Below are 24,790 nucleotides of genomic sequence, written 5' to 3' on the forward strand. Positions count from 1 at the left end.
TTTATACTATAACAGTAAATTTGATCCATTAAACTCAAAACACCACGGAAAATATCACTCTATATTTCAAACAAAATTCTCATTCTACAATTAATCAACACTTTCACAAAATAGACAAAAACTAATTTGTAATATGATTCCATTTTTTCATTAATAATATTAAAGTTCTTATAAGGTACATTTAAGCTAAATTGTACCAACAAAAAGCTTCGAATTAGATAATGCACCAATAATATGCAGCATTTGTTTCGAAAGAAGAAATTAAATTCACCGGTTTTTTAACTACAATTCTACATTCATATTATTTAGCTGAGACTTTGCAAACAAATTGTAGATTCAATCATTCACTCTGCAAAATGAGGAGGGCTAGACTTGGAAAAAGTACTAACTATGAACAAGCTCTACAAGAGTTATTCTGATTTCTCATTAAATAATATAAATTTAGAATTGATGCAAGGCGATATCATGGGTTTAATCGGAGAAAATGGAGCTGGAAAAACGATACTAATGAAATTACTTCTGAATCTGTTAAGCCCCGAAAAAGGAGAACTTATTGTATTCAATAAAAGTTACGCCGATCATTCATCGTACATAAAAAATAGAATAGGGGTCGTTTTTGACGAAAATTACTTGCACGGACTTCTGACTCCTAAACAAATAAATTTGATAATGTCTAGTATCTATGAACGATGGAATCAAAAGACGTACTATTATTATTTAGATAATTTCAATTTACCCTTAAACAAAAAAATAAATGAATTATCGAAGGGCATGAAAGTAAAATTAAATTTTTCTGTTGCATTGTCGCATAAACCTGAACTATTACTATTAGACGAAGCTACCAGCGGGCTAGACCCTGTTATGAGAATTGAAATTTTAGATGTCCTGAAAGAATATGTTACGGAAAATAACAGCTGCGTTCTCATATCATCTCATATATTATCAGATGTTGAACGTATAGCTAATAAAATTACCTTCATGCACAAAGGAAAAATAGTATTTACAGAAAATGTTTCAAATATAACTCAGCATGGGAACCTTGAAAACATCATGAGATCATATATTAAAGGGGAGTCATCTGATGCAAGGTCTAATTATTAAAGATTTATTAGTGTTAAAAAGCAAGATGAAGATCATTCCTTTTATCCTTTTATTCATTTTAGCTATTTTGGCTATTTATTATCTAGGTTCCACTGGTGTATTAGCTTTGAATGTGTTTTTCCCAGTCTATTTCTGCGCCCTTACAATACCTGTATTTCAGGAAGATGAAAAAGCAGGCTGGCATAATTATGTTTTAGCTTCACCGCTATCGAAGAAGCAAATTGTGATTAGTCGATATATTGTGAGTTTTTCTATTATTACATTTTCATTAATAAGCTTATTATTGTTGAATATTTTTTATTATTACTTATTTAGCGACCTTTCATTTTCAGTTCATATCCTTACCTTATTCGCGGCATTGTGCCTGGCTTTTATTTACTTATCATTGCTCATTCCCTCTATATACTATAGTGGAACAAATGGCAGTTCTATTGTGATGTTGATTTTTATATTGTTATTCTCTGCTGGTGCTTTTCTTATTAACTCTGGAATGCTAACGGTTGATACATTGGTCTCTATCCATCCATTATTTTTAGCAGGCAGTTTACTGCTTTTAGCGCTAATTACAATCCTAATATCTCTACTTATTTCCATGAAAGTTTTCTTAACCTCCCAATCTATATAAGTTGAACTAGATATATTCAGTGAGTTGATCGTCTTCTAAACGAAGACAAAGACGATCAATAATCGTCTGAGTATCGAGAGCTATGTTTTGCATAAACGCAGCAACTTTTTTGCGGATCTCTGAGACGGTATGGAAAAACACGTTGTTAATAACATCCGATTTCAGCCATTTCCAAAGTCCCTCCACCAGGTTCAATTGCGGACTATACGGTGGTAAGAAAACCAATTCAAGACGCTCTTTGTGATCTTCCAGAAAGGGTTGAAGCAATTTCGCATGATGAATGCGAGCATTGTCCAGTACCATAACCATCTTTCCTTTGGGATACGCTTCGACCACCATTTGTAGAAACGATAGAAATGTCTCTGCGTTATACTGCTCATCTTCTTTCCAGAGAATTTGACCCGTCGTATAATCCAGTACAGCCAACAATTTGACGCCGCGATGTTTGCCTGTGGTCTGGATGTTGCGTTGCTTGCCTTTGAGAAACCATGTATGCTGAAGCGCTTGGTAATCCCGGATCATGGACTCGTCTTCGAAGAGTAAATGAGCAATGTCTTCGTTCATTAGTCTTTTTTCAAAGCAGGAAACGTCTCTTCTGTAAAGACCTGTTGCTTGGCTTCATCCGCAGCAGCTAACGTATACGTGGGTTTGGTGTAGCTGAGCCCAAGGCGGTGTGCCATTTTGGAAATGCCACGAAGCGAATAGGACGGACCGAACTCCCGCTTGATATATTGGCCAATAAGGTAGAGCGTCCAGCTGTATTTACTTTCAAAGCCTACTTCGTGTGGAACCGAGGAGACGATCGTCGCTTTCAGTTGCTCCTGTTGTTCTTTGGTCAGCCGCTCTGGCGCTCCTGTTGAATAGTGGATTTGCAGTCCAGTTACACCTGCTTCGCGGTACGCACGCATATATTTATAGACCGTTCGTTCCGTTCTGCCTATGATCTCTGCGATTTCTTTTGCATTCTTCCCTTTCAAATACAGAACAATAGCTTGATAACGCTCAAACATTCGTCGCTCTTTTTCTTTTTTCATTAAGGATTCAATTTCAGTTAACGCTTGTGTCATTTCCATGATTTCACCATCGCTTTTAAGTTATGTTTCTTATATTCGACAGTGTGGAAATGAATTCCTTTAGTTCAACTTATATAGATGAACTATTCTTTAAAAACGAGATCGCGAAACCTTCTCACTTAATATGCAACAACATTTGAGGATGCGACTGTTATTTTTTTACAGGTAGAGGGTAGGCAAGCTCGTAAAAGCTTAACATCTCGCCAATAAATAACACTCCCCACGTTAACAACAGAGGATAGGTGATTCATAATGGCTAGCCATGCTTCTAATTTTACCGTTGCCGTTGCTTCAATCGCCACGCCGAGTTGCGCGGCGATTGCATCGTTTTGACAAATAAGCAAGGCCAAGTGCCTTACGTACAAAAAAGAGCCGTAACCCGAACCGCCCACGGCAGCCTCGGATCACGACTCTTTCTTTGTGTTCGCTGAAATCAGCTTATCCCCGCGTCATTTCTTCCCCATTGAGCACTAGCCGGTAACGAATGTCCGCTTTCAGCGAATCCGAGACAGCGCAATATTTTTCCTTGCCCAGCTCAATCGCTTTCCAAATCCGGTAATCCGGCACATCGCCATTCACTTTGAAAATAAGATCAATGGCCGTAAAGCCCTTCGGCATTTCCTCTTTGCGCGTGCCTTCCGCATCTATCTCGATGCTGCTGATTGAACCAAGGAACGCATCCATAATCATCGTAATATCGATGCCGATACAGCCCGCGAGGCCTGCAAGCAGCAGCTCCATCGGTGTAGCTCCTTGCCCGTCGCCGCCATATGCTGCGGTCGCATCCATTCCAACGCTGTAGCCAGATGGCCCTACAGATGTAAATGCACGTTTGCCTGTCCATGTTGTTGTAACCTTCATTGCGGTGTACCCTCTTTCTTTCGTAAGAATCGAAGGCCAAGCCTCCTACTTTAACTTTGTGGTTCGTATTAATATTCTGTCATTCGTTATTGCTGTTCTTGCTGCAATCCTCTGTGCTGGCCCAGCTTGTTCAGAAATCGACGCGCCCGTTCGGTAACAGGATGATCGAAAAACACATCTGGCGCTGCCTCCTCGACAATTTGCCCATCATCCATAAACACAACCCGATTCGCTACATGGCGGGCAAAAGCCATTTCATGCGTCACCACCAGCATCGTCATACCTTCGCGAGCCAGCTGCTGCATCACATCAAGCACCTCGCCGACCAATTCCGGATCAAGCGCAGATGTCGGCTCATCAAACAATAAAACATCCGGCTCCATCGCCAGCGCCCTTGCAATCGCTACCCGCTGCTGCTGTCCGCCAGACAGCCTTGATGGATATTCATCCAGCTTGCCTTCCAGCCCGACGCGCTCCAGCATTTTTTTGCCGATAGCAATAGCTTCGCTTCTTGGCAGCTTTTTCACGACGAGCAGCGATTCAATGACGTTGCCCAGCGCTGTTTTATGCGGGTACAGATTAAACTGCTGAAATACCATCCCGCTATGGCGGCGAATGGTTCGGACATTCTGATTATGCTCGCGTGGCTTCATCTGTGTATCAAGGCGAACACCGTTCATCTCAATACGACCTCCGCTGAGCGTCTCTAGCCCGTTCAGGCAGCGAAGCAGCGTGCTTTTTCCCGAACCGCTTGGGCCGAGCAGCACAATAATTTCTCCGGGATTGACCTGAAGATTGATACCCTTCAGCACCTCGGTGCCTTGAAAAGATTTCGTTAATTTCTCCGTCGTAATCATCGTATTTCTCACGCCCCAACCCAAGCGTAAACGGCTGTCGCCGTCCTCTGGCGGCAAAACTTCCGTTTCGCGATGAAAAATAAGCCCATTATAAGAGTGAAACTTATCATTTCTTATATTTTTAATAAGCTTTGGACAAGCGCTTCTCAATCGCTTCTAAAATAGCTGAAAAAGCGGTGCTCATCACCCAATACATAACTCCAATTCCCACATAAAACGGCATATAGACGTAATATTGTGCTATAAGCAAAGTCGCCTGACGCAGCAACTCGGTTACAGTAATAGCTGAAACGAGCGATGTCTCCTTAAGCATTCCAATAAACGTATTTCCCATTGGTGGAATGGCTACCCTTGCCGCCTGCGGAAGCACGATTCGATAAAGCGCCTGCCAAGAGGTCATGCCCGTTGCATATGCAGCCTCCATTTGCCCTTTTGGAATCGACAAAATCGCTCCACGAAACGTTTCCGACAAATACGCACCCACATTAATACTAAGTGCAATCGTTGCTGCCGTCAGTGGCCCTAATATAATTTTATAGTCCGCCAACCCATAATAAACGACAAAAATTTGGATAAGCACCGGGGTTCCACGAATAATCGAGACATATCCCCGTGCCAATAGCCGAATGGGACGGTTACCCTTCAAACGGGCAATAGCTACTACTCCTCCGATTATGAGCCCAAAAAACATCGACATAACCGTAAGCAGTAGCGTGTAATACGCGCCCTTCAACAGAAAAGAGAAATTTTCAAAAACGAGATTCATAACGTGAAGGTTCCCTTCCGTCTACGTGGTTTCGCAAGGTAAAACTTATAAATCCATATAATATGACGAGAGCCGGGCTTATTCAGCCGCTGGCTCTTCGCCGAACCATTTCACAAAAATAGTTTTATACGTGCCGTCGGCTTTCATCGCCTTCAAAGCTTCGTTCAGCGCGTCACGGAATTCCGGGTTATCTTTGCGAACTGCAATGCCTGCGTTGTCCGATTTAATTGGATCGCCAACCGCTTTGATTTTGAAGCCATTTTTCTCGACGATTGGTTTCAGGGCATACATATTGTTAATAGTCGCATCAATACGTCCGGCATTCAGATCCTTCAGCGACGTAATGACATCATCATAGGTTTTAATGGTGAAGTCGCCAACTTCAGGCAGCACCGTTTTGCGAAGATAGGTTTCGTCGTTCGTACCCAGGCCTACGCCAATATTTTTGCCTTTAAAATCAGCCAGCTTCGTGATCGTATCGTTTTTTTCGGCTACGATGATTTTTACAGAGTTCGTAATGTACGGTTCTGTAAAATCCATTTGCTCCTTGCGCTCGTCGGTAATCGTCATTTGGCTAATGACGACGTCAAATTTCTTCGCCTGCAGTCCGGCAATCATACCGGAAAACTCCTGTGCAACAAACTCAGCTTTTACGCCAAGGCGCTTGGCGATTTCTTTTGCAATATCGGCATCAAAGCCATCTATTTCCTTGTTGTCGTTTAAAAAGTTATACGGCGCATAGGTTCCCATCAAACCTACCTTGAGAACGCCTGCTTGTTTCACTTGCTCCAGCAGATTGGAAGGAGCAGCTGTTTCTGCTTCCGCAGTCGGCGAAGCCGAGCCCGCATTACCGCTGTTGCCGTTCTTCGAGCCACAGCCCGCCACAATAACCGCCAGCAGCAAAATAGCTGTCATCATCAATAACGTTGATTTTTTCATTTGAATCCTCATCTTCCACTCTCTCCTTCATAGCTTCTCTAATATTTTATTATTGCTTATTAATGTGTCCGGCTTTCGCAGGGAAATGCAGCTAAATGCCTAATAAGCCGAAAAATTCAAAGCGCGCCGTTTCCGCAGCCAGCAATTCCGCAGATTTTACCGCAATAGCATCGCTTTCCGGCGAGCTGCGAAACAGCCAACGGGACAGTACGCCTTCAATGAGGCTCATCAGAAATGCCGCTCGCAGCTTGGCATCAATGGTAGCCGGCAGCATGCCCAGCTCAGTGGCGCGTTCAATATTGAGTACAAAGGATTGCTCCATCTCCATTTGAGTAACCGTTATTTCCTGTCTAACGACTTCGCTGAAGCCTGTGCCATCAAGCAGCATGCCCATTAAATAGCGATTTTCCTTAGCAAAATGGAAGAGCTCGGTAAGCAGATGCTCAGAGGCTGACACCATATCCTGCACCGAACCAGCATTTTTTCGGTAGCCTTGTCCAATAACCGTAAGCAACCGCTCCCGGCCATCCTGTACAATTTCTATAGCTATAGCTTCTTTACTTTTGAAATACCAATAGAAAGTACCTTGCGCTACTCCTGCATCCGCTACAATATCCGATACTTTCGTCGAATGGTAACCATGAAGGGCAAAACGCTTCAGTGCGGACTCCATAATTTGGCGCTTGCGCTCCGCATTGTTCGCCGTATTGCGATCTACGGTTCCGATAACAGCATCGCCTCCATTGATTGACTCGTCAGTCAGTTTTGATTTAAATCCTATCGGATCACTCGTATATTGTCAAGTGGATAACAAAAAAAGACCGCCCAGGTCGTATTCAACTTGGACGGTCTTTCTTGTTTGTCGTTATGCCAACCATACTTTGGTGATCATGATGTAATCAATAAACAAAAACAATCCCAAAGATACAGCTGTGAAACCAATCGCGAAAATGTTCTTCTTGCGCTCTTTCACCAACCGGACAAAGCCGATCAATAACAAAATTGTAAACGCAAGCATAAACCAGTCAAACGTGTTAATGTTGCTGGTCGCTTGTGCTGCTTCTTCTGCCAAAAACATTTGAATGACCCCTCCCACAGTTAAGCTTTTGCTCCATTTCACTTGCTTCAGGACCTGTCCTCCAAACCAAGGTGAAACGGCATTCGCCGTCCTCTGACGGCGCGGCGCGTTTCATTCCGAGAAATATAGAGAAAGGATGGAAACCTCATATCCTGTCCTATATTTTAAAAATCCATTTGGCCACACGCATCCTATCCTAACCTATATGTTATCTTTTCCATGCGCCTGACGCAAGTCCGAATCTGTTTTCGTAACAACTTTGTCACGTTTGTCCATCAAGCATGACTAATACCTTATTGCCAATCAGGCTAATCCTTTTCCACTATCTCCTTATACGTTGTCCAGCTTTGCCCAACCTTATAACCTGCGGCCGTCATGGAATATAGATGAAATTCAAATCAGACAAAGAAAAAAAGGCTAACACACATCAGTGGGCTAGCCTTACATCATCAGGCCTAATTAGACGCCGCAGCAACGGAAGCCTGCGTCTCGCGCCGCTGGATAGTCCGTTCCCGGTCACGCTCCATAATCGGCTTCAGGTATTTCCCTGTATAGGACTTGTCTACCTTCGCCACTTCCTCCGGCGTTCCCGTCGCAACGATTAAGCCGCCACCGCTTCCGCCTTCCGGTCCCAAATCGATCAAATAATCGGCTGTCTTAATGACATCGAGATTATGCTCAATGACAAGCACCGATTCACCCGAATCAACAAGGCGATGCAAAACCATCAACAGACGGTCAATATCATCGGCATGCAAGCCTGTCGTAGGTTCATCCAAAATGTACAACGTTTTCCCCGTACTCCGGCGATACAGCTCGGAAGCCAGCTTAACACGCTGTGCTTCGCCTCCAGACAATGTCGTTGCAGGTTGTCCCAGGCACATATAACCTAAGCCTACATCAAGCAGCGTCTGCAATTTGCGCTGGATTTTCGGGATATTTTCGAAAAACTTGCAGCCATCCTCAATTGTCATTTCCAGCACATCGGAAATGCTCTTGCCTTTATATTTCACTTCCAGCGTTTCGCGATTGTAACGCTTGCCTTTGCAAATTTCGCAAGGGACATACACGTCAGGCAGGAAATGCATTTCAATCTTGATAATGCCGTCTCCACGGCAAGCCTCGCAGCGGCCGCCCTTCACATTAAAGCTGAATCTGCCCTTCTTATAGCCCCGAACCTTGGATTCATTCGTCGAAGCGTAAAGATCGCGCACATCGTCAAACATGCCCGTATACGTAGCGGGATTCGAGCGTGGCGTTCTGCCAATTGGCGATTGGTCAATATCAATAACCTTCTCCAAATGCTCGATGCCGCGCATTTCCTTATATTGTCCAGGCCGTGTTCTCGCTCGGTTCAAATCACGCGCCAGCGTCTTATAGACGATTTCGTTGACGAAGGTTGATTTGCCCGAACCAGATACGCCAGTAACCGCCGTAAAAATGCCAAGCGGAATCTTTACATTGACACCGCGCAAATTGTTTTCCTTCGCACCGCGAACCTCCAGCCATTTGTCTCCCGCCGCACGACGCTCCAGCGGCACCTCAATAAACTTGCGCCCGCTCAAATATTGGCCCGTCAACGAATTTTCATTGTGCATGATTTCCGCCGGTGTTCCTTCCGCGATAACGGTACCGCCATGAATGCCCGCACCAGGGCCAATGTCGATAATATAGTCAGCAGCCAGCATCGTATCCTCATCATGCTCTACAACAATAAGCGTATTGCCGATGTCCCGCATATGCACAAGCGTCTCAATCAATCGATCATTGTCCCGCTGATGAAGTCCGATGCTCGGCTCATCCAAAATATAAAGAACGCCCATCAGGCTCGAACCAATTTGTGTTGCCAATCGAATCCGCTGCGCCTCACCGCCGGACAGCGTTCCAGCCGCCCGGTTCATCGCCAAATATTCCAGCCCGACATTGACAAGGAAGCCTAGCCGACTGTTGATTTCCTTCAAAATCAGATTGGCAATCGTTTGTTCCCTCTCCGTTAATACCAGTCCTTCGAAGAAGCGCTGCGAATCACCAATAGAAAGTGAAGTGACATGAGCGATGTTCTGGGAGGCAATCGTTACAGCAAGTGTTTCCTTGCGCAGCCGCTGGCCTTTACAGCCGCCACAAGGCTTGGCACTCATATAAGCTTCGATGTGTTCCCGCATGGAATCGGACGCTGTCTCGCGGTAGCGCCGCTCCAGATTATTGACTATACCTTCAAACGGTACATAAGCCTCTTTACGATGGCCAAAGTCATTTTCATATAGGAAGCGAACACGTTCTCCACCGGTACCATAAAGCAGCTTATTCATTTGCTCGTCGCTGAGCTCAGAAACCGGCACATCCTGTGGAATGCTATAATGCTCACAAACCGAGCTTAAAAACTGCGGATAATAATTGGACGTGCTTCCAGCCCAAGCAAGAAAAGCAGCTTCTTTAATAGATTTGCTCATATCGGGAACGAGCAGATCCGGATCGACAATCATCTTCGCGCCTAGTCCATCGCAATCCGGACAAGCACCGAACGGGCTGTTGAACGAAAACATCCGCGGCGCGAGCTCCTCTACGCTAAAGCCGCATACTGGACAAGCCAGGTTTGAGCTGAACAACAGCTCTTCCTTCTCCATTACGTCAACGAGCACTCGGCCATCGGCCAATTTAAGCGCCGTCTCTATCGAATCAGCTAAGCGGCTGTGCACGTCTGCCTTCACAACGATACGGTCAACAACGACCTCAATGCTATGTTTTTTATTTTTCTCCAGTTCGATCTTCTCACTGAGCTCGCGCAGCTCGCCATTTACGCGAACGCGGACAAAACCCTGCTTCTGAATGTCGGCAAACAGCTTCGTATGCTCGCCCTTGCGGCCGGATACGAGCGGAGCCAAAATTTGCAGCTTCGTCTTCTCAGGATATTCCATAATACGATCAACCATTTGTCCTACGGTCTGCGAAGTAATTTCAATCCCATGCTCCGGACAATGCGGCTTGCCGATTCGTGCGTATAACAAGCGAAGGTAGTCGTAAATTTCCGTTACTGTACCTACAGTGGAGCGCGGATTACGGCTCGTCGTCTTCTGGTCAATTGATATCGCCGGAGACAATCCTTCGATAGAATCTACATCTGGCTTCTCCATTTGGCCGAGAAACTGTCTTGCGTAGGCAGATAAAGACTCCACATAACGGCGCTGTCCTTCGGCGTAAATGGTATCAAATGCGAGGGACGATTTGCCTGAGCCGCTCAAACCCGTCAATACAACAAACTTGTCGCGCGGAATGGTGACATCAATATTTTTCAAATTGTGTGCACGAGCGCCTTTTACTACAATTTTGTCGCTTCCCAATCTTATTGCCTCCTCTTTCCTATCCATTCTCTTCTTTCGCTTCTACATTCCCGCACGCAGCTCCAACAACGCATCCCGAAGCTCGGCCGCCCGCTCAAATTGCAGGTTTTTCGCCGCATCCTTCATTTCGACTTCCAATCTATTAATCATCGACTGACGGTCCTTCTTCGACATCTTGCCAGATCCGGCATCCGCCAAATAATCAGCCTTCTGCTCGGCAACCTTAGTCGCTTCAATAACTTCCAATACTTTCTTGCGAATCGTCTGCGGCGTAACGCCATGCTTCTCGTTGAAGGCTTCCTGAGTCGTCCGCCTACGTTCCGTTTCCTTCATCGCACGGCTCATTGAATCCGTCACTTTATCGCCATACATGATGACCCGGCCCTCGCTGTTGCGCGCCGCACGTCCAATCGTTTGTATCAGCGAGCGGTCTGAGCGCAGGAAGCCTTCCTTATCCGCGTCCAAAATCGCTACCAGCGATACTTCAGGCAAATCCAGCCCCTCCCGGAGCAGGTTAATGCCAACCAGCACGTGGAACACGCCAAGTCTGAGGTCACGCAATATCGCAATCCGCTCCAGCGTCTTAATATCCGAGTGCAGATAACGCACCTTCACACCAATTTCCTTAAAATAATCGGTTAAGTCCTCCGCCATTTTCTTCGTCAGCGTCGTGACCAATACCCGCTCATCCTTCGCCACCCGATCGCGAATTTCGCCTAGCAAATCATCAATTTGCCCCTTCGTTGGACGAAGCTCAATGATCGGATCAAGCAGGCCTGTAGGCCGAATAATTTGCTCTACCATTGTTGGACATTGCTCCAGCTCAAAAGGACCCGGCGTAGCCGAAACATAAATCGTCTGCTTGGCCTTCGCTTCAAACTCCTCGAACTTAAGCGGCCGATTGTCCATCGCCGATGGCAGCCGGAAGCCATGGTTGACGAGCATTTCCTTCCTTGCCCGGTCGCCGTTGTACATCGCGCGAATTTGCGGCAGCGATACATGCGACTCGTCAATAACAATGAGCATATCATCTGGAAAATAGTCGAAGAGCGTGTAAGGTGTCGCTCCCCGTTCCCGGAACGTCAATGGCCCCGAATAGTTCTCAATGCCCGAGCAAAAACCCATCTCGCTCATCATCTCGATGTCATAGCGCGTACGCTGCTCAAGCCGCTGCGCTTCCAGCAGCTTACCCGCTTCCTTAAGCTCGGCAAGCCGCTCCTCCAGCTCGCGCTCAATATTAACGAGCGCAAGCTTCATCGTATCCTCATGGGTAACGAAGTGAGACGCCGGGAAAATCGCTACATGCTCGCGCTCGCCCACGATCTCGCCGGTCAGAACATCGATTTCCGTAATCCGTTCAATCTCATCGCCGAACAGTTCAATTCTAATCGCCCGCTCATTATTGGCAACGGGAAAAATCTCTATAATATCGCCGCGGACACGGAATGTGCCGCGAATAAAGTTAATATCGTTGCGCTGATATTGAATATCGACGAGCTTATGCAAAATCGCATCGCGGGGCTTCTCCATCCCCACGCGCAGCGACAGCAGCATGCTGCCGTACTCCTTCGGCGAACCTAACCCGTAAATACAGGAGACGCTGGCCACAACGATGACGTCTCTTCGTTCGAATAGCGAGCTGGTCGAAGAGTGGCGCAGTTTATCGATCTCTTCATTAATGCTCGAATCCTTCTCAATATAGGTATCGGTTGAAGGAATATAAGCTTCCGGCTGAAAATAGTCGTAATAGCTGACGAAATATTCCACGGCATTATCGGGGAAAAATGACTTAAATTCGCTGCACAGCTGCGCTGCGAGCGTCTTGTTATGCGCAATAACGAGCGTAGGCCGATTAACCTGCGCAATCATATTGGCAATCGTATAGGTCTTCCCCGTTCCAGTCGCACCCAGCAGCGTTTGAAACCTCTCTCCTGCTTCAACGCCTTCAACCAGCTGCCTAATAGCACGCGGCTGGTCGCCTTGCGGCGTATAATCGGATTTAAGCTCAAAATTGCGGGCTTGCGGTGCAAAATTACTCACTTCAGCCATCCACTCCTTCTTCCTTCCTCAGCTATCTATCATTATAGTCTATATCGCGCAAAAGAAGCAGCAAGCCTCAATTTGTTCATGCTGTTACAAGTAATCCCAATTCATAAAGGCAAGTCTGCCCTTTATAAGAATATGTGTTCCCGTTTATTATAGCTCTAAGAATTCTCCGTTGCAACCAGCTAAATTTCCCTACATTAAAAAACCGCACTGACAGCAGAAAAAGTCTGTCAGTGCGGTTTTGAATGATATTTGATAGGCAGTTTGTCCAGCAACTCCAGGCACAGGCCATTCATTTCGGAAATCGCCTCTGCTTGCAGCTATACTGTTGTTTTCTCGCTAGTAGCAGCGCCTTTCACAGGGACTGGCCCTGCTGATGTGCTCCGGCGATGCGCAGTTCGCTTGTGCCTCAACAAATCAAGCAGCGAAGCTGGGCCCGATGCCGCATAGAAATTCGCATCCTCATCTGGCGCCAAAATAACCCCGAGCTGATGATGCTCATTTTCATAACGCGCACGCTGCATAAACTTTACTTCTCCCGCAAAGTTCAGCACTTCCAGCTTGCAGAAAGCCGAGTTGAGATGAAGCGCGGCATGCAGATCTGTTTTCGAATGCACGCGAACGCCATTAACCTTCGAAATAATCTCGCCTGCCTGAAGCCCCAGCGCCTCAGCCGGCGTTTGCGGCAAAATACCTAACAGGCGCAAGCCGCGCTGGTCATGAACGAATAGCGGGCTGCTGGCATTTTCCAGCCTGCGGCTGTGCCAGATAATCGCTTCATGGAGCAGCAGCGAGCAAAGCGCGGCAATGGGCAGCAGCACGGGCAGCCACCAAGCCAGCAAAGCTGCTGCTGCGAGTGCGACACTGTAAAGCAGCAAGCCTTTCGCAGCGTGCTTGGCCTTCTCCTCAGGCAGCATCGAGCGTGTCAATTCGCTAAAGCCGATAATCATTGGCAGCGCAGCTATTGTCCAGCCCTGCGACCAGTCCGCGCCGAGCAGCGGTGTCCATGGCAATGCTGTTGTTGAAGCATCTGCACCCGCACCTCCGCCAATGGGAACGAGCAGCAGCAAAGGGACTGGCCAAAAGCTTTGCAGCATGTAGCCGCCGACAATTTTCCCTCTCTTGCCCGAGAGGAACAGTGGCGTCGCCAGCTTGCCGCCCTGTTTTCGCACGAGCAGCGCCTCTGCCAAATGCAGCAGAGCTACCAGCATGAACAACCCTGTCATATCCATGGCAGCGAGCGAGGCCGCTGCTTGACCGGCTATGCCTTCGCCCGAAGCAAGCGGCGTAAACCCAACGATCCATTGCAGCAGCCCAAGTACGCCAGCCGCATAAGCAAAGCATAAATATCGGATGCGAAACAGCATCAGCAGCGCGGATACGCCCCATAGCCACATGACCGACTGCTGCGTAACGGAAACGCCGATAAAAGCCCCTATGAGAGATACAGCTAGGCCTACCAGCAAGCCTGTGACGATTGCCCGGCCGAGCAGCCGGGGCCATATATGCAGCTTAACGGCGAACAATTGCCGTTCAAGCTTGATCTGCTTCGTGTATTGGAGCAATATAAATAAAATAGCCACATAATAAAAAGGTTGTACCAGCAGTTGAAGCAACGCCAACTGGAATTGCTGCAACAAAGCAAGAGCCTGATTCACCGCATACACTCCTTCATTTTTACCAACTTGTTCCTGTGTCCGCCCTTGCGGCTTTTTCCCGTCTCTAACCTGCTGTCTACTCAAAAGAAAAGGCTGACTCCGAAGACAGAGTCAACCTTGTTATGGATTCGACAACGATACGTTATTTCCTGCCTACACGTTCAATCGCTTCCCGAAGCTGCACATCGTTGTTCTTGTCTTTAATCCAAGCAACAACTGCTTTCTCCAATGCTGTCGCTGTAGTCTTGTCCAGTTTTCCCGTCACCGCCAGACTCGATTCTCTCTGGAATTGCTTGACCGCCTGCACGGTTTCCTCATTGAAATAACCATCGTCACGCTTCGGCTCATAACCAAGCCCCTTAAGCATAATTTGCGCACTGCGAATTTGCTCATTGTTCATATCACGCTGCAGCGTTTCGTTTATGGTCAGCCGCGCAACAGTGTAAAGCGAAGGCGGAGCTACGGCAACAGTCGGCTCAACGCCCTTCTCATGAATCCAGATGCCTTCCGGCGTCAGCCACTTGGCAATCGTCATTTTTACCAGACTGCCATCGCCCAGCGCTTTATTATAGCTGACCTGTACCGTTCCTTTGCCGAATGTCGTCTCGCCGACAAGTATCGCACCGGCTTCCTCGCCAAGCGCTCCTGCCAATATTTCCGAGGCGCTGGCGCTTCCTTTGTTCATGACTACGGCAACTGGGTAAGCTTTGCTGCTCCCCTTGGACAATGTCTTTTCCCGCTTGCCGTCGCGATCCTCCACCTGAACAATTGCATCGCCCTTCGCAATAAACTGCTCGGCAATTTCCACTACGACCGGCAATACGCCGCCAGGATTATTGCGGACGTCAATTACGAGGCCCTTAAGCCCCTGCTGGCCCTTATCGGCTGCTCCTTCGCTGCCCCCGGCGCCAGACTGTACCTGAGCCTGCCCTGCTGACTGCTGCTTCGCTTCCTGCTCCAGACGAGCAAGCTCTTCCTTGAAGCGTTCGGCCGTATTGAGCGAAAACTGACGAATTTCAATGACACCAATCCGGTCATCGGACAAATGGGCATATACGGTTTCCACATCAATATCATCCCGAATTAAAATCAGCTGGATCGATTCGCTGGTGCCTGTCCGCTGGATTTGCAGCTTGGCCTTCGTCCCTTTCGGTCCGCGAATTTTGTCTACCGCCTCATTCAGTCCAAGGCCCTCCAGCTTCTCTCCATTAACCGAAATGACGACATCCTTCGCCAGCAGTCCCGCCCGTTCGGCAGGGGAGCCTTTGATCGGTGATACAACGACCAGCTTGCCGTTTTGCAGCGTCACTTCCGCACCAATACCTGTGAAGGACCCTTCGATGGATTCGGAAAAATGCTGCGCCGATGTCTTCTCCATATAAACGGAGTAAGGGTCATCCAGCGATTCCAGCATGCCTTTGACTGCGCCATCTACCAGCTCTTCACGATCCGTCTTCTTCACGTATTTGGTTTCAATCAAATCCAGCACCGCATTCATTTTGTCAATCTCGGCTTCATTCAGATCATGTTGCCCGCTAGTTTCGGCAGCTGCCGGAGCGGAGCCTGACGCCTGATAGCTGCCCACGACAAGATCGCGAGCCACTACAAGCGTGACCAGAACAGAAGCGAGCATCGTAATCATTACAAAAGCAATGACTGTACGGCCTCTAAACTGCATATTCAGGACACCACCTTCTCGTTTGACCACAGCATTAAATAGAACCTACTTCAGTTCATGCCTTCCCGCTTGGAAGACACGCCCTAGTATATGACAAGTTCTGTCCATTTATTTGCGTATGCCCAGCGACCCACCTATTCCATATTTTTCAAGCGTAAACGGCGTTGCCATCAAAGGATGGCAACGCCCGTTTCACACAGAAGCAGAAATAGAAGCTAATTTATTATGAAGACTCGTATCATTGCTTAAATTTCGAACAAGGGCAGCCCGAAGGCTGCCGCTTGTTACTGATCTTCCTATTTTAAATAGCTGCTTGGATCCGTTGTTGACCCATTAATCCGCACCTCAAAATGCAAATGCGGTCCGGTGGAATTGCCCGTACTGCCAACCTCGGCAATTTTTTGGCCTTTTGAAACGCTGTCGCCTTTGCTTACTTTAATGCCGCCTTCGCGAATGTGGCCATACAGCGTCCACATGCCGCCACCATGGTCGATAATGACGGCATTTCCATAACCGCTCCAGCGCTGCGCCATAAGGACAACGCCACTTTCTGCTGCATGTATAGCCGTTCCCTGCGGAGCTGCAAAGTCGATGCCGGTATGCAGCTTCCTAGAGCCCGTTATCGGGTGAATCCGGTAGCCGTAGCCCGAACTGACACGATACGAATCGAAAATAGGCATGCCCAGCTTTCCGCCTGTATAGACGGCACCGCCGCTTCCGCCTCCACTGCTGCCATTGCCTTTACCCGCAGCAGCGGCCGCAGCCGCTGCTGCTTTTTCCCTCGCGATTCTTTCCGCTTCCAGCTTCGCTACCTTCTCGGCTTCCAGCTCGGATACCTTCTGTGCGAATTCAATCATTAGCTCTTCCTGCTCTGCGCTTATATCTTCAAGATCCTCAAGCTGATGATCATATTCAGCAACCAGCTTGTTTTTCTCGGCTTCTTTTTTCGCTAGATCGCTTTGGTAATTTTGCAGCTTGGTGTACATCGTTTTGACTTCTTCAAGCTTGTGCTCAACCTCAGCTTTTTTCTCCTCAACCAATGCCTGATCGACTTTGTTTTGCTCTAAAATGCTGCGATCCTGGCTTAGAATCAGCTGGAGCGAATCAAACCGGTCGATAAAATCGGAAAAGCTGCTCGCATTCAGCAAGACGTCAAGATACGACACCGAGCCGTTCTCATACATAAGCCGCAGACGCTGCTGGATTAGAATGTCGCGTGTTTTAACACGGCCTTCCGCCTCTACCAGCTCTGCACCGGCCTGCTGAAGCTCCGATTCCGTTTGGTCAACCTTTGCTTGCGTATTATTCATATTGACTACAACCGCATCCAGCTGTGCCAATACAGCTTTAATTGAGGCTTGTACATCAGATTTGAGCGTCGATACTTCCGTCTTTTGCTGCTCTGTCGCGTCAGCTTCCTTCTGCGCTTTGTCAATGGCCTTCTTGGCATCTGTAAGCTGCTTGTTAATGCTGTCCAGCGATGCGGCACTACTGCTCAGTGGCTGAACAAGCAATACCGTCATTATCACCATAAGAACGATTAGATTTCTTCTCTTCACTGACGCGTCCACCTACACTTTCAAATATTTTCGAATGGATATCGTACTTCCCCATATGCCGATCAAGGAGCCCAGTCCAATTAATACACCGCTAATTTCAAGTCCAACCTGCTGAACCGATACGAGACTAAGCATCATCAGCCCAAGTCCCTCCTGCGTCAATTTGACAAACTGCGCGTAGCTGACGAGCAGTACCGCCGTTGTCAATATCGAAGCAATCATGCCAATAAGCGCACCTTCAATGAAAAATGGCCAGCGGATAAACGCATTCGTTGCGCCTACCAATTTCATAATGCCGATTTCCCGGCGCCGAGCAACAATCGTCACTTTAATCGTGTTGGAAATGAGGAACATCGCCGTAACCGTAAGCGCAAGTACGATCACGAGGCCAATTGTACGCACCGCATTCGTAATTTTGAACAGCGTCTCGATTTTGCCTTCCCCATATTTCACACTCGTAATTGGCGCTGTTTCATCGCCCGTGTTAAGCGCCTCGATCTGCGTGGCTGCAATGCTGACAGACTGAGGTTTAAATACTTCTACCGTAAATGAGTCCGGCAGCGGATTGCTCGCATCATCATAGCCGTCAAGCAAGCCTTCGTCACTCAAGTTTTTGCGAAGCTCCTCAAGTCCCTCTTCCTTCGTAACCAGCGTAACTTGCTTCACTACAGAAAGGGCGAGAATTTTATTCTCGACCTCTTTCATCTTCGCCTTGTCTATATCCAGCTGCAGAAATACGCGAATTTCCACCTTGCTCTCTACCGAGGAGGCAAAATTGTTTACATTCAGCGCCAGCAGCATAAACGCCCCGAGCAAAAACAACGAAATAAAAATCGAGCTAATGGAAGCAAACGACATCCAGCCGTTGCGAATTATATTTTTACAGCCTTCTCTAAGGTGGCGGAGCAGGGTTCTAAATTTCATAACCGTACTCCCCTCTTGCCTCATCCCGAACGACCAAGCCATTCTCGATAGCGATGACACGCTTGCGCAAGCTGTTTACAATATCGCGGTTATGCGTCGCCATGACGATGGTTGAACCGCGAAAGTTGATTTCCTCCAGCAAAGCCATAATTTCCATGGACGTCTCCGGGTCTAGGTTGCCAGTAGGCTCGTCCGCTACAATAACCGACGGGTTATTCACTATTGCCCGGGCAATCGACACACGCTGCTGTTCTCCTCCTGAAAGCTGGGCCGGCAGGCTGGCATGCTTATGCTTCAGACCAACGAGATCGAGAACCTCCATCGTCCGTTTTTTAATAATCCGCTTGGGCGCTTCGATAACCTCCATCGCAAAAGCGACATTTTCAAACACCGTCAGCTTCGGAAGCAATCTAAAATCTTGAAAAATAACGCCTATGTTGCGCCGTACAAATGGAATTTTGCGCGGCTTGAGCTTGCCTATATTAAAACCATTTACGGAAAGCTGCCCTTTCGTAGGCACTTCCTCGCGATAGATCAGCTTCATGAAGGTTGATTTCCCTGCCCCGGAAGGCCCTACCAAATACACAAATTCATTACGATCTATGCGTACGGACACTCCTCGCAGTGCATGGGTACCGTCGACGTAAGTCTTCCAAATGTCTTGCATTTCAATCACGTTATCACATCCTGTTTTTAGTCAGCATTAGTAATTCGACAATGACGTGGCAAATCCTTTCTTTTCGACGGTTTCTTTCCTCATTTTTCACAATTCTCATATTCATTCTAGCTGCTTGCATATACATAACAGAGTCGCTTTTGAAATATAAAAATTTATAAGTTACGCACTTATAAATGGGCTTATATTTCTCGGAGTGAAACGAGCTGCGCCGCCAAAGGACGGCGAAATCCATTTCACCTTGAATTCTAAGAATTTAGAAGTTTCATCCTTTGATCCGCTTAGAATTCTAGGGCAAAGCTCTTCGCTCGTCCCAGAAGGACGACGAAGTCGTTTTTGCTTGACCCGAAGGAAGGGGGATTGTCCCATTGAAAAAATTGCATCTCATCAGCATTTTTGTATTTGCCCTGCTGCTTGCAGCGTCCGTCAGCTGGGGTGGACTCACCTATTATGCCGAGCAGCGCACCGTGCCGACAGGCGTAACAGCGGGTGGGCTTAACATTGGCGGAATGCCTATTACAGAAGCGATAAAGCTGCTGAGCGACTATGAGCAGGCTCTAGGAGCACGCGAACTGACGGTTGCTACTGGCAACGCCGGCTCGGACAGGCGCACATGGAGGGCGAAGGAGCTCGGCTACCAAGCAAATACTGCGGAAGTGCGCGAGGCTTTACAGCAACTCGGCAAAGGAACGTTATGGGAAGCGGCGAAATACCGCTATCATTTTCCGCGAACCTTTGAGCTTGCGCAGACGTTTGATCAAGCATTGTTCGAAAAGCTTGTTCGCCAGCAGTGGGGCTGGCTAGAGCAAAATGAGCCCAAAGATGCCACCCGAACCATCACGGATCAGGACGAAATTTTTTATGAGCCAGAGGCAGAAGCCTACCGTATTGAAATGAGTCGCCTCGCTGCTGAAGTGAAAAATTGGCTCTGGCTCGCCACCGGTGCTAGTTCTCCTGCGAAACAGGCGGCGTATCGCACCGAGCTTCCTATCCTCACCCTATCTCCTTCCGTCACGCTGGAGCAGCTCAAGGCGCAGGGGGTCGAGCGCAAATTGATGTCGTTCACGACCGACTTCGCCGCTAGTACAGAAGGCCGCGCTTATAATGTCGCCTCAACGGCAGCGGCTCTCGACAACTGGCTGCTGGCTCCGGGCGAGGTTTTTGACTACAGCAAAGTCATTCGCAGGGTCGAGGAAAAATACGGCTTTCGCGAAGCGCCCGTCATTTTGAACGGCAAGCTTGTACCCGGTATTGGCGGCGGCATCTGCCAAGTGTCCAGCACGCTTTACAATGCCGCACTGCGCGCCGGACTTGAAATTGTCGAAAGACGCAACCACTCGCTTCCCGTTTCTTATTTGCCCGTTGGACAAGACGCTACCTATGCCGACGGCGCCATTAACTTTCGGTTTCGCAACTCAACGGACAAGTACATCGTCATTCGTGCTACATCTGAGGGACGCAAGCTGACGGTCAAGCTATTCGGAAATATGTCCGAGGACGTCCAGTACCGCATTGAATCGGTTACTGTCGGCACGCTGTCTCCAGAGGTGCAGCAGCTTCAAGACCCTGCACTGCCAGCTGGCACACGCAAGGTAATCGCTCCTGGGCGCAATGGCTACGTCGTCGACACATTTAGAGTGACACTGGAAAATGGCAAGCCTCCATTAAAGGAACGCATTTCGCGCGACACTTACCGTGCTCAGCCTACTGTCATTCATATTGGCACAGGGAAAGCAGGGGGCACCGATCAGGCACCCGTCCCCGAGCCCGCTCCAGCTCCAAGCGCGTCAAGCTCACCCAACGGATCGGGTACACCGACAGAACCGCTGCTTGAGGATGGCATTAGCTAAATCTCGATATTCAACATCGTAATTATATAATAATTGTATAACATGAATATAACATTAATAGATTCGAGATTATCATTAATGTTAGTTTTATTAACACATTGAGATAATGGGATGAAATAGCTGATATATCTAGTAATTCAGTTATTCAACCGCTTACTTGGATGATTTATGAACCTTGCATACTTTATGCCCTCTACTATACTCTTTAATTATGTCAGGTTACATTACATAATAGAGAGGGAGTTTAAAGATGCCAAATCTTCTTTCATCATGGAAAAAACACAGTGCTGCTTTGCTTGTCGGCGCATTGCTGCTCACAGGGCCTTTAACAGCCTCTACTGCTGCGGCAGCAGCTGTCTATCAAGGAGAATCTTCGAAAGCGATAGAGCTGAAGCTGGGGGATGCCAGCATTTCCCCTGATAAACTTATTCCTTCGGCGGAGCTAAAAATACTGTTTGACCAAAGCGCCAAGCTCGCAGGCGGAGACGCTACGTTTAAAGCCGCACCGAAAGGGGCGACCGTCACTCGCAAGGATGCTGCGGTTATGATCGCTGAAGGACTGCATTTGTCCCCAGCCGCCGAACCATACAAAGACGTGCCGGATAAAGCATCCTATGCTGCATCGGTAGGAGCGGTCATGGAAGCGAAGCTGATGCTTGGCGTTAACCAGACCCAATTTGCGCCAAACCAATCGTTAACTTATGCGGGGGCCTATGCGCTTGCCTATCGCATTTATAATTACAGCATGCCATTCCTGCTGCCAGAAGCGACGATTGCCAGCATTCAGCAGGCTGTCGGTCAAGGCAAGCTTACTTACAAAGAACTGGTTCAGCAATATTTGGACCGCATCGAGAAATACGATGACCAAAGCATTAAGCTGAACGCGATTTTGACGATTAATCCAAGGGCGCTTGAAATCGCCGAGGAGCTGGATAAAGAACGTGCTTCCTCCGGCATTCGCGGCCCGCTGCATGGCATTCCCGTTATTGTGAAGGACAACTATGACACAAATGACATGCCAACGACGGCAGGCTGCCTCTGCCTGAAGGATTCCATTCCTTCGGAGGATGCCGATCAGGTTGCCAAGCTTAAGGCGGCAGGCGCCATTATTTTAGCCAAAGCCAATTTGCATGAGTTTGCATTCGGCATTACAACTAGCAGCTCCCTAGGCGGTCAAACCTTGAACCCTTATGCACTGGACCACTACCCCGGCGGCTCTAGCGGCGGTACAGGCGCTGCCATTGCGGCAAACTTCGGCGTCATTGGCATGGGCACCGATACAGGCGGCTCCATCCGCATCCCTTCGACCTATAACAGTCTGGTCGGCATCCGCCCAACGATCGGCCTCTCCAGCCGCGACGGCATCATCCCGCTTGCCCTGTCGCAGGATGTAGGCGGACCTATGACCCGGACCGTGACGGATGCAGCCATCGTATTGGACGCAACGGTTGGTTATGACCCTGACGATGTCGCGACAGCAGCAAGCATCAGCCACATTCCGAGCAGCTACACGAGCTATCTGGATGCAAAAGGCTTGAAAGGCGCGCGCATTGGAGTGGCGACCGAGCTATTCGGAACTGCGGAAGCAGAGCAGCCTACCACTGAAGTGGTACAAGCGGCTGTTAAGGATTTAGCCAAGCTAGGAGCGGTAACTGTCGATATTACCATTCCAAACCTGAAGGAAATTATGGCTTACCCAAGCCTCAGCGGCTACGAATTCAAATTCCAGCTGAATGAATATTTAGCTGAACTGGGCTCCAGAGCCCCTTACCACTCGCTTACTGAAATTATTGCTTCCGGTCAATTCGACAAGTCGATGGAAGCTTCGCTCAAAACACGTGATGCCAGACAATCGCTGAATACAGAGGACTACAAAGATATCGTGCTGTTCCGCACCAAAACGACAAAAGATGCGCTGCTGAAAGTGATGGCTGATCATAAGCTTGATGCGATCGTCTATCCTTCCACTACGCAAACAGCAGCATTGATTGGCGAAGCACAAAGCGCAGGCGGCAACAATCGCCTCAGCCCGTTCTCCGGCTTCCCAGCTATTACAGTGCCTGCCGGCTACACAGCTGAAGGACTCGGAGCGAGCATTGAATTCCTGGGCCGCGAATACAGCGAGCCGACGCTGATCAAGCTGGCTTACTCCTACGAGCAAGGGACGAAGCATCGCGTCGCTCCTGTACTTGCCCCATAAGGAAGCAGCACATACGCATACGCATGCGATTACTTTAATTATAAGCTCATGCGAGAAAGTAAAAAATCTCCAAACCCACTGTAAAGGTGGATTTGGAGATTTTTGATTTTATATCACAAACAGAGCTTAACGGCTGCGCTCTGCGTATTCCGTTACCCATGCGGCTACCTTCAGCAGGTCCTCATCGGCACGGCCAATAGCTGCTTCAACCTGTACAGTCGCTGTGCCGCCATAGACGTTGCGCGCATCCACAACCTGCTCCGGCTGGAGCACCGCATAAATGCGATCATCAAACAGCTCGGAAAATCGCTTGAATTCCTCCAGCTTCAAATCGAGCAAATATTTGCCCTGCTCGATGCAATAAAGCACCGTTTTACCGATAACTTCATGCGCTTGGCGGAAAGGCAGACCTTTGCCCACGAGGAAATCGGCAATATCGGTCGCATTAGAGAAATCTTGATTAACCGCTTGGCGCATCCGGTCTTTGTTGACCTTCATCGTAGCGATCATCGGCGCGAACAGTTGCAGCGCGCCTTGCAGTGTGCGAACCGTATCAAACATACCTTCCTTGTCTTCCTGCATATCCTTGTTGTACGCGAGCGGAAGCGATTTTAAAACCGTCAGCAGGCCAACAAGGTTGCCATAGACACGACCTGTTTTGCCGCGCACTAGTTCAGGCACATCCGGATTTTTCTTCTGCGGCATAATGCTGCTGCCTGTGCAGAAGGCATCATCCAGCTCGACGAAATTGAACTCTGTGCTGGACCACAGGATGAGCTCCTCGCTCAGACGCGACAGATGCATCATAATGATCGAAGCATGGGAGAGAAATTCCAAAATAAAGTCGCGGTCACTGACTGCATCCAGGCTATTTTCATAAACACGATCAAATTTCAGCTGGCTGGCTACAAAATGACGGTCGATCGGAAACGTTGTACCCGCAAGCGCGCCTGCGCCAAGCGGCAGCATATTGATGCGTTTGTAGCTGTCTTGCAGGCGCTCGATGTCGCGTCCGAACATCGCCACGTATGCCATCAGATGATGGGCAAACAAAATCGGCTGGGCGCGCTGTAAATGCGTGTAGCCCGGCACGATTGTAGCCGTATTCGCTTTCGCCTGCTCCACGAGCGACGCTTGCAGCTTTTGCAGCAAATCCACAAATTCTACAACGCGCTTGCGCAAGTAAAGATGCATATCGGTCGAAACCTGGTCATTACGGCTGCGTCCAGTGTGCAGCTTGCCGCCTACGGAGCCAATGTCGTCAATGAGCGTTTTTTCGATATTCATATGAATATCCTCGTCGGACACCGAGAACTCCAGATCATTGCGCTTAATGCGCTGCAAGACGCGGTGCAGGCCGTCCTGAATCGTCTCCACATCTTTATCTGGCAAAATGCCCTGCTTGCCCAGCATCGTCACATGAGCCAAGCTGCCCTGAATATCTTCTTCCGCCAGTTCCTTGTCGAACAGGATGGATGCTGTGTACTCCTCCACCAACTGATCGGTCTTCTTCGTAAATCTGCCGCCCCATAACTTGCTCACGTTATCGCACTCCCTCCCG

Annotated in this window: 19 protein-coding genes; 4 read left to right on the plus strand and 15 right to left on the minus strand. The window is 48.4% G+C overall.

All coding sequences use genetic code 11. From position 1 onward, the window contains the following. The first annotated feature begins 372 nt into the window (after nucleotides 1–372). Together MHB80_RS27035 and MHB80_RS27040 are read left to right on the plus strand one after the other, a co-directional pair. A complete protein-coding gene (locus MHB80_RS27035; protein ID WP_341279819.1) occupies nucleotides 373–1,101 on the plus strand; it encodes an ABC transporter ATP-binding protein in 729 nt (242 codons plus the stop codon). Beyond that, a complete protein-coding gene (locus MHB80_RS27040; RefSeq protein ID WP_341279820.1) occupies nucleotides 1,082–1,726 on the plus strand; it encodes an ABC-2 transporter permease in 645 nt (214 codons plus the stop codon). Before MHB80_RS27035 ends, MHB80_RS27040 begins: the two co-directional genes overlap by 20 nt. Nucleotides 1,727–1,732: 6 nt before the next feature. Here MHB80_RS27040 and MHB80_RS27045 read toward each other — a convergent pair. From MHB80_RS27045 to ftsE, 14 genes are all read right to left on the minus strand, one after another. Further along, a protein-coding gene (locus MHB80_RS27045) for an IS630 family transposase (RefSeq protein ID WP_341282878.1) occupies nucleotides 1,733–2,793 on the minus strand; the annotation gives its coding sequence in 2 pieces (ribosomal slippage) (nucleotides 1,733–2,293 and nucleotides 2,296–2,793; 1,059 coding nt in all). Nucleotides 2,794–3,237: 444 nt separating this feature from the next. Beyond that, a complete protein-coding gene (locus tag MHB80_RS27050) occupies nucleotides 3,238–3,660 on the minus strand; it encodes an OsmC family protein (protein WP_341279821.1) in 423 nt (140 codons plus the stop codon). Between the two features lie 86 nt (nucleotides 3,661–3,746). Continuing rightward, nucleotides 3,747–4,517 (minus strand): amino acid ABC transporter ATP-binding protein, encoded by a 771-nt coding sequence (locus MHB80_RS27055; protein WP_341279822.1) that lies wholly within the window; start codon nucleotides 4,515–4,517, stop codon nucleotides 3,747–3,749. Nucleotides 4,518–4,638: 121 nt separating this feature from the next. Beyond that, nucleotides 4,639–5,283: an amino acid ABC transporter permease gene (locus tag MHB80_RS27060; RefSeq protein WP_341279823.1), complete on the minus strand. Its 645-nt coding sequence runs from the start codon at nucleotides 5,281–5,283 to the stop codon at nucleotides 4,639–4,641. Between the two features lie 78 nt (nucleotides 5,284–5,361). Further along, nucleotides 5,362–6,234: a transporter substrate-binding domain-containing protein gene (locus tag MHB80_RS27065; RefSeq protein ID WP_341279824.1), complete on the minus strand. Its 873-nt coding sequence runs from the start codon at nucleotides 6,232–6,234 to the stop codon at nucleotides 5,362–5,364. 79 nt (nucleotides 6,235–6,313) lie between these two features. Next, nucleotides 6,314–6,895 (minus strand): TetR/AcrR family transcriptional regulator, encoded by a 582-nt coding sequence (locus MHB80_RS27070; protein ID WP_341279825.1) that lies wholly within the window; start codon nucleotides 6,893–6,895, stop codon nucleotides 6,314–6,316. A 192-nt stretch (nucleotides 6,896–7,087) separates the two neighbouring features. Next, nucleotides 7,088–7,300 (minus strand): hypothetical protein, encoded by a 213-nt coding sequence (locus MHB80_RS27075; RefSeq protein ID WP_341279826.1) that lies wholly within the window; start codon nucleotides 7,298–7,300, stop codon nucleotides 7,088–7,090. 455 nt (nucleotides 7,301–7,755) lie between these two features. Beyond that, entirely contained in the window at nucleotides 7,756–10,638 is a 2,883-nt protein-coding gene (gene uvrA, locus MHB80_RS27080; protein WP_341279827.1) for an excinuclease ABC subunit UvrA, read from the minus strand. 42 nt (nucleotides 10,639–10,680) lie between these two features. Beyond that, on the minus strand, nucleotides 10,681–12,687 hold the full coding sequence (gene uvrB / locus MHB80_RS27085; RefSeq protein WP_341279828.1) for an excinuclease ABC subunit UvrB: 2,007 nt from the start codon (nucleotides 12,685–12,687) through the stop codon (nucleotides 10,681–10,683). A gap of 317 nt (nucleotides 12,688–13,004) precedes the next feature. Beyond that, complete coding sequence (locus MHB80_RS27090; RefSeq protein ID WP_341279829.1) at nucleotides 13,005–14,426, minus strand: PDZ domain-containing protein; 1,422 nt, start codon at nucleotides 14,424–14,426, stop codon at nucleotides 13,005–13,007. Nucleotides 14,427–14,484: 58 nt separating this feature from the next. Then, nucleotides 14,485–16,020 carry a S41 family peptidase gene (locus MHB80_RS27095; protein ID WP_341279830.1) on the minus strand — a complete coding sequence of 512 codons (1,536 nt, stop codon included), beginning with the start codon at nucleotides 16,018–16,020 and terminating at the stop codon, nucleotides 14,485–14,487. A 296-nt stretch (nucleotides 16,021–16,316) separates the two neighbouring features. Further along, nucleotides 16,317–17,579, minus strand: a complete 1,263-nt coding sequence (locus MHB80_RS27100) for a peptidoglycan DD-metalloendopeptidase family protein (RefSeq protein WP_341279831.1) — start codon at nucleotides 17,577–17,579, stop codon at nucleotides 16,317–16,319. Nucleotides 17,580–17,591: 12 nt separating this feature from the next. Then, on the minus strand, nucleotides 17,592–18,503 hold the full coding sequence (ftsX, locus tag MHB80_RS27105; protein WP_341279832.1) for a permease-like cell division protein FtsX: 912 nt from the start codon (nucleotides 18,501–18,503) through the stop codon (nucleotides 17,592–17,594). Continuing rightward, nucleotides 18,493–19,179 (minus strand): cell division ATP-binding protein FtsE, encoded by a 687-nt coding sequence (gene ftsE / locus MHB80_RS27110; protein WP_046229739.1) that lies wholly within the window; start codon nucleotides 19,177–19,179, stop codon nucleotides 18,493–18,495. Before ftsE ends, ftsX begins: the two co-directional genes overlap by 11 nt. A gap of 368 nt (nucleotides 19,180–19,547) precedes the next feature. On the opposite strand from ftsE, the gene MHB80_RS27115 reads away from it, so the two are divergent. Then, nucleotides 19,548–21,029, plus strand: a complete 1,482-nt coding sequence (locus tag MHB80_RS27115) for a VanW family protein (RefSeq protein ID WP_341279833.1) — start codon at nucleotides 19,548–19,550, stop codon at nucleotides 21,027–21,029. Between the two features lie 250 nt (nucleotides 21,030–21,279). Further along, nucleotides 21,280–23,229, plus strand: coding sequence for an amidase family protein (locus MHB80_RS27120; RefSeq protein WP_341279834.1), 1,950 nt, complete (start codon nucleotides 21,280–21,282; stop codon nucleotides 23,227–23,229). Nucleotides 23,230–23,355: 126 nt separating this feature from the next. On the opposite strand, the gene argH is transcribed toward MHB80_RS27120, so the two are convergent. Then, nucleotides 23,356–24,771 carry an argininosuccinate lyase gene (gene argH, locus MHB80_RS27125; protein ID WP_341279835.1) on the minus strand — a complete coding sequence of 472 codons (1,416 nt, stop codon included), beginning with the start codon at nucleotides 24,769–24,771 and terminating at the stop codon, nucleotides 23,356–23,358. Nucleotides 24,772–24,790 lie beyond the last annotated feature (19 nt).

The sequence above is a fragment of the Paenibacillus sp. FSL H8-0537 genome, assembly GCF_038051995.1.
In the GTDB taxonomy this organism is placed as follows: Bacteria; Bacillota; Bacilli; order Paenibacillales; family Paenibacillaceae; genus Pristimantibacillus.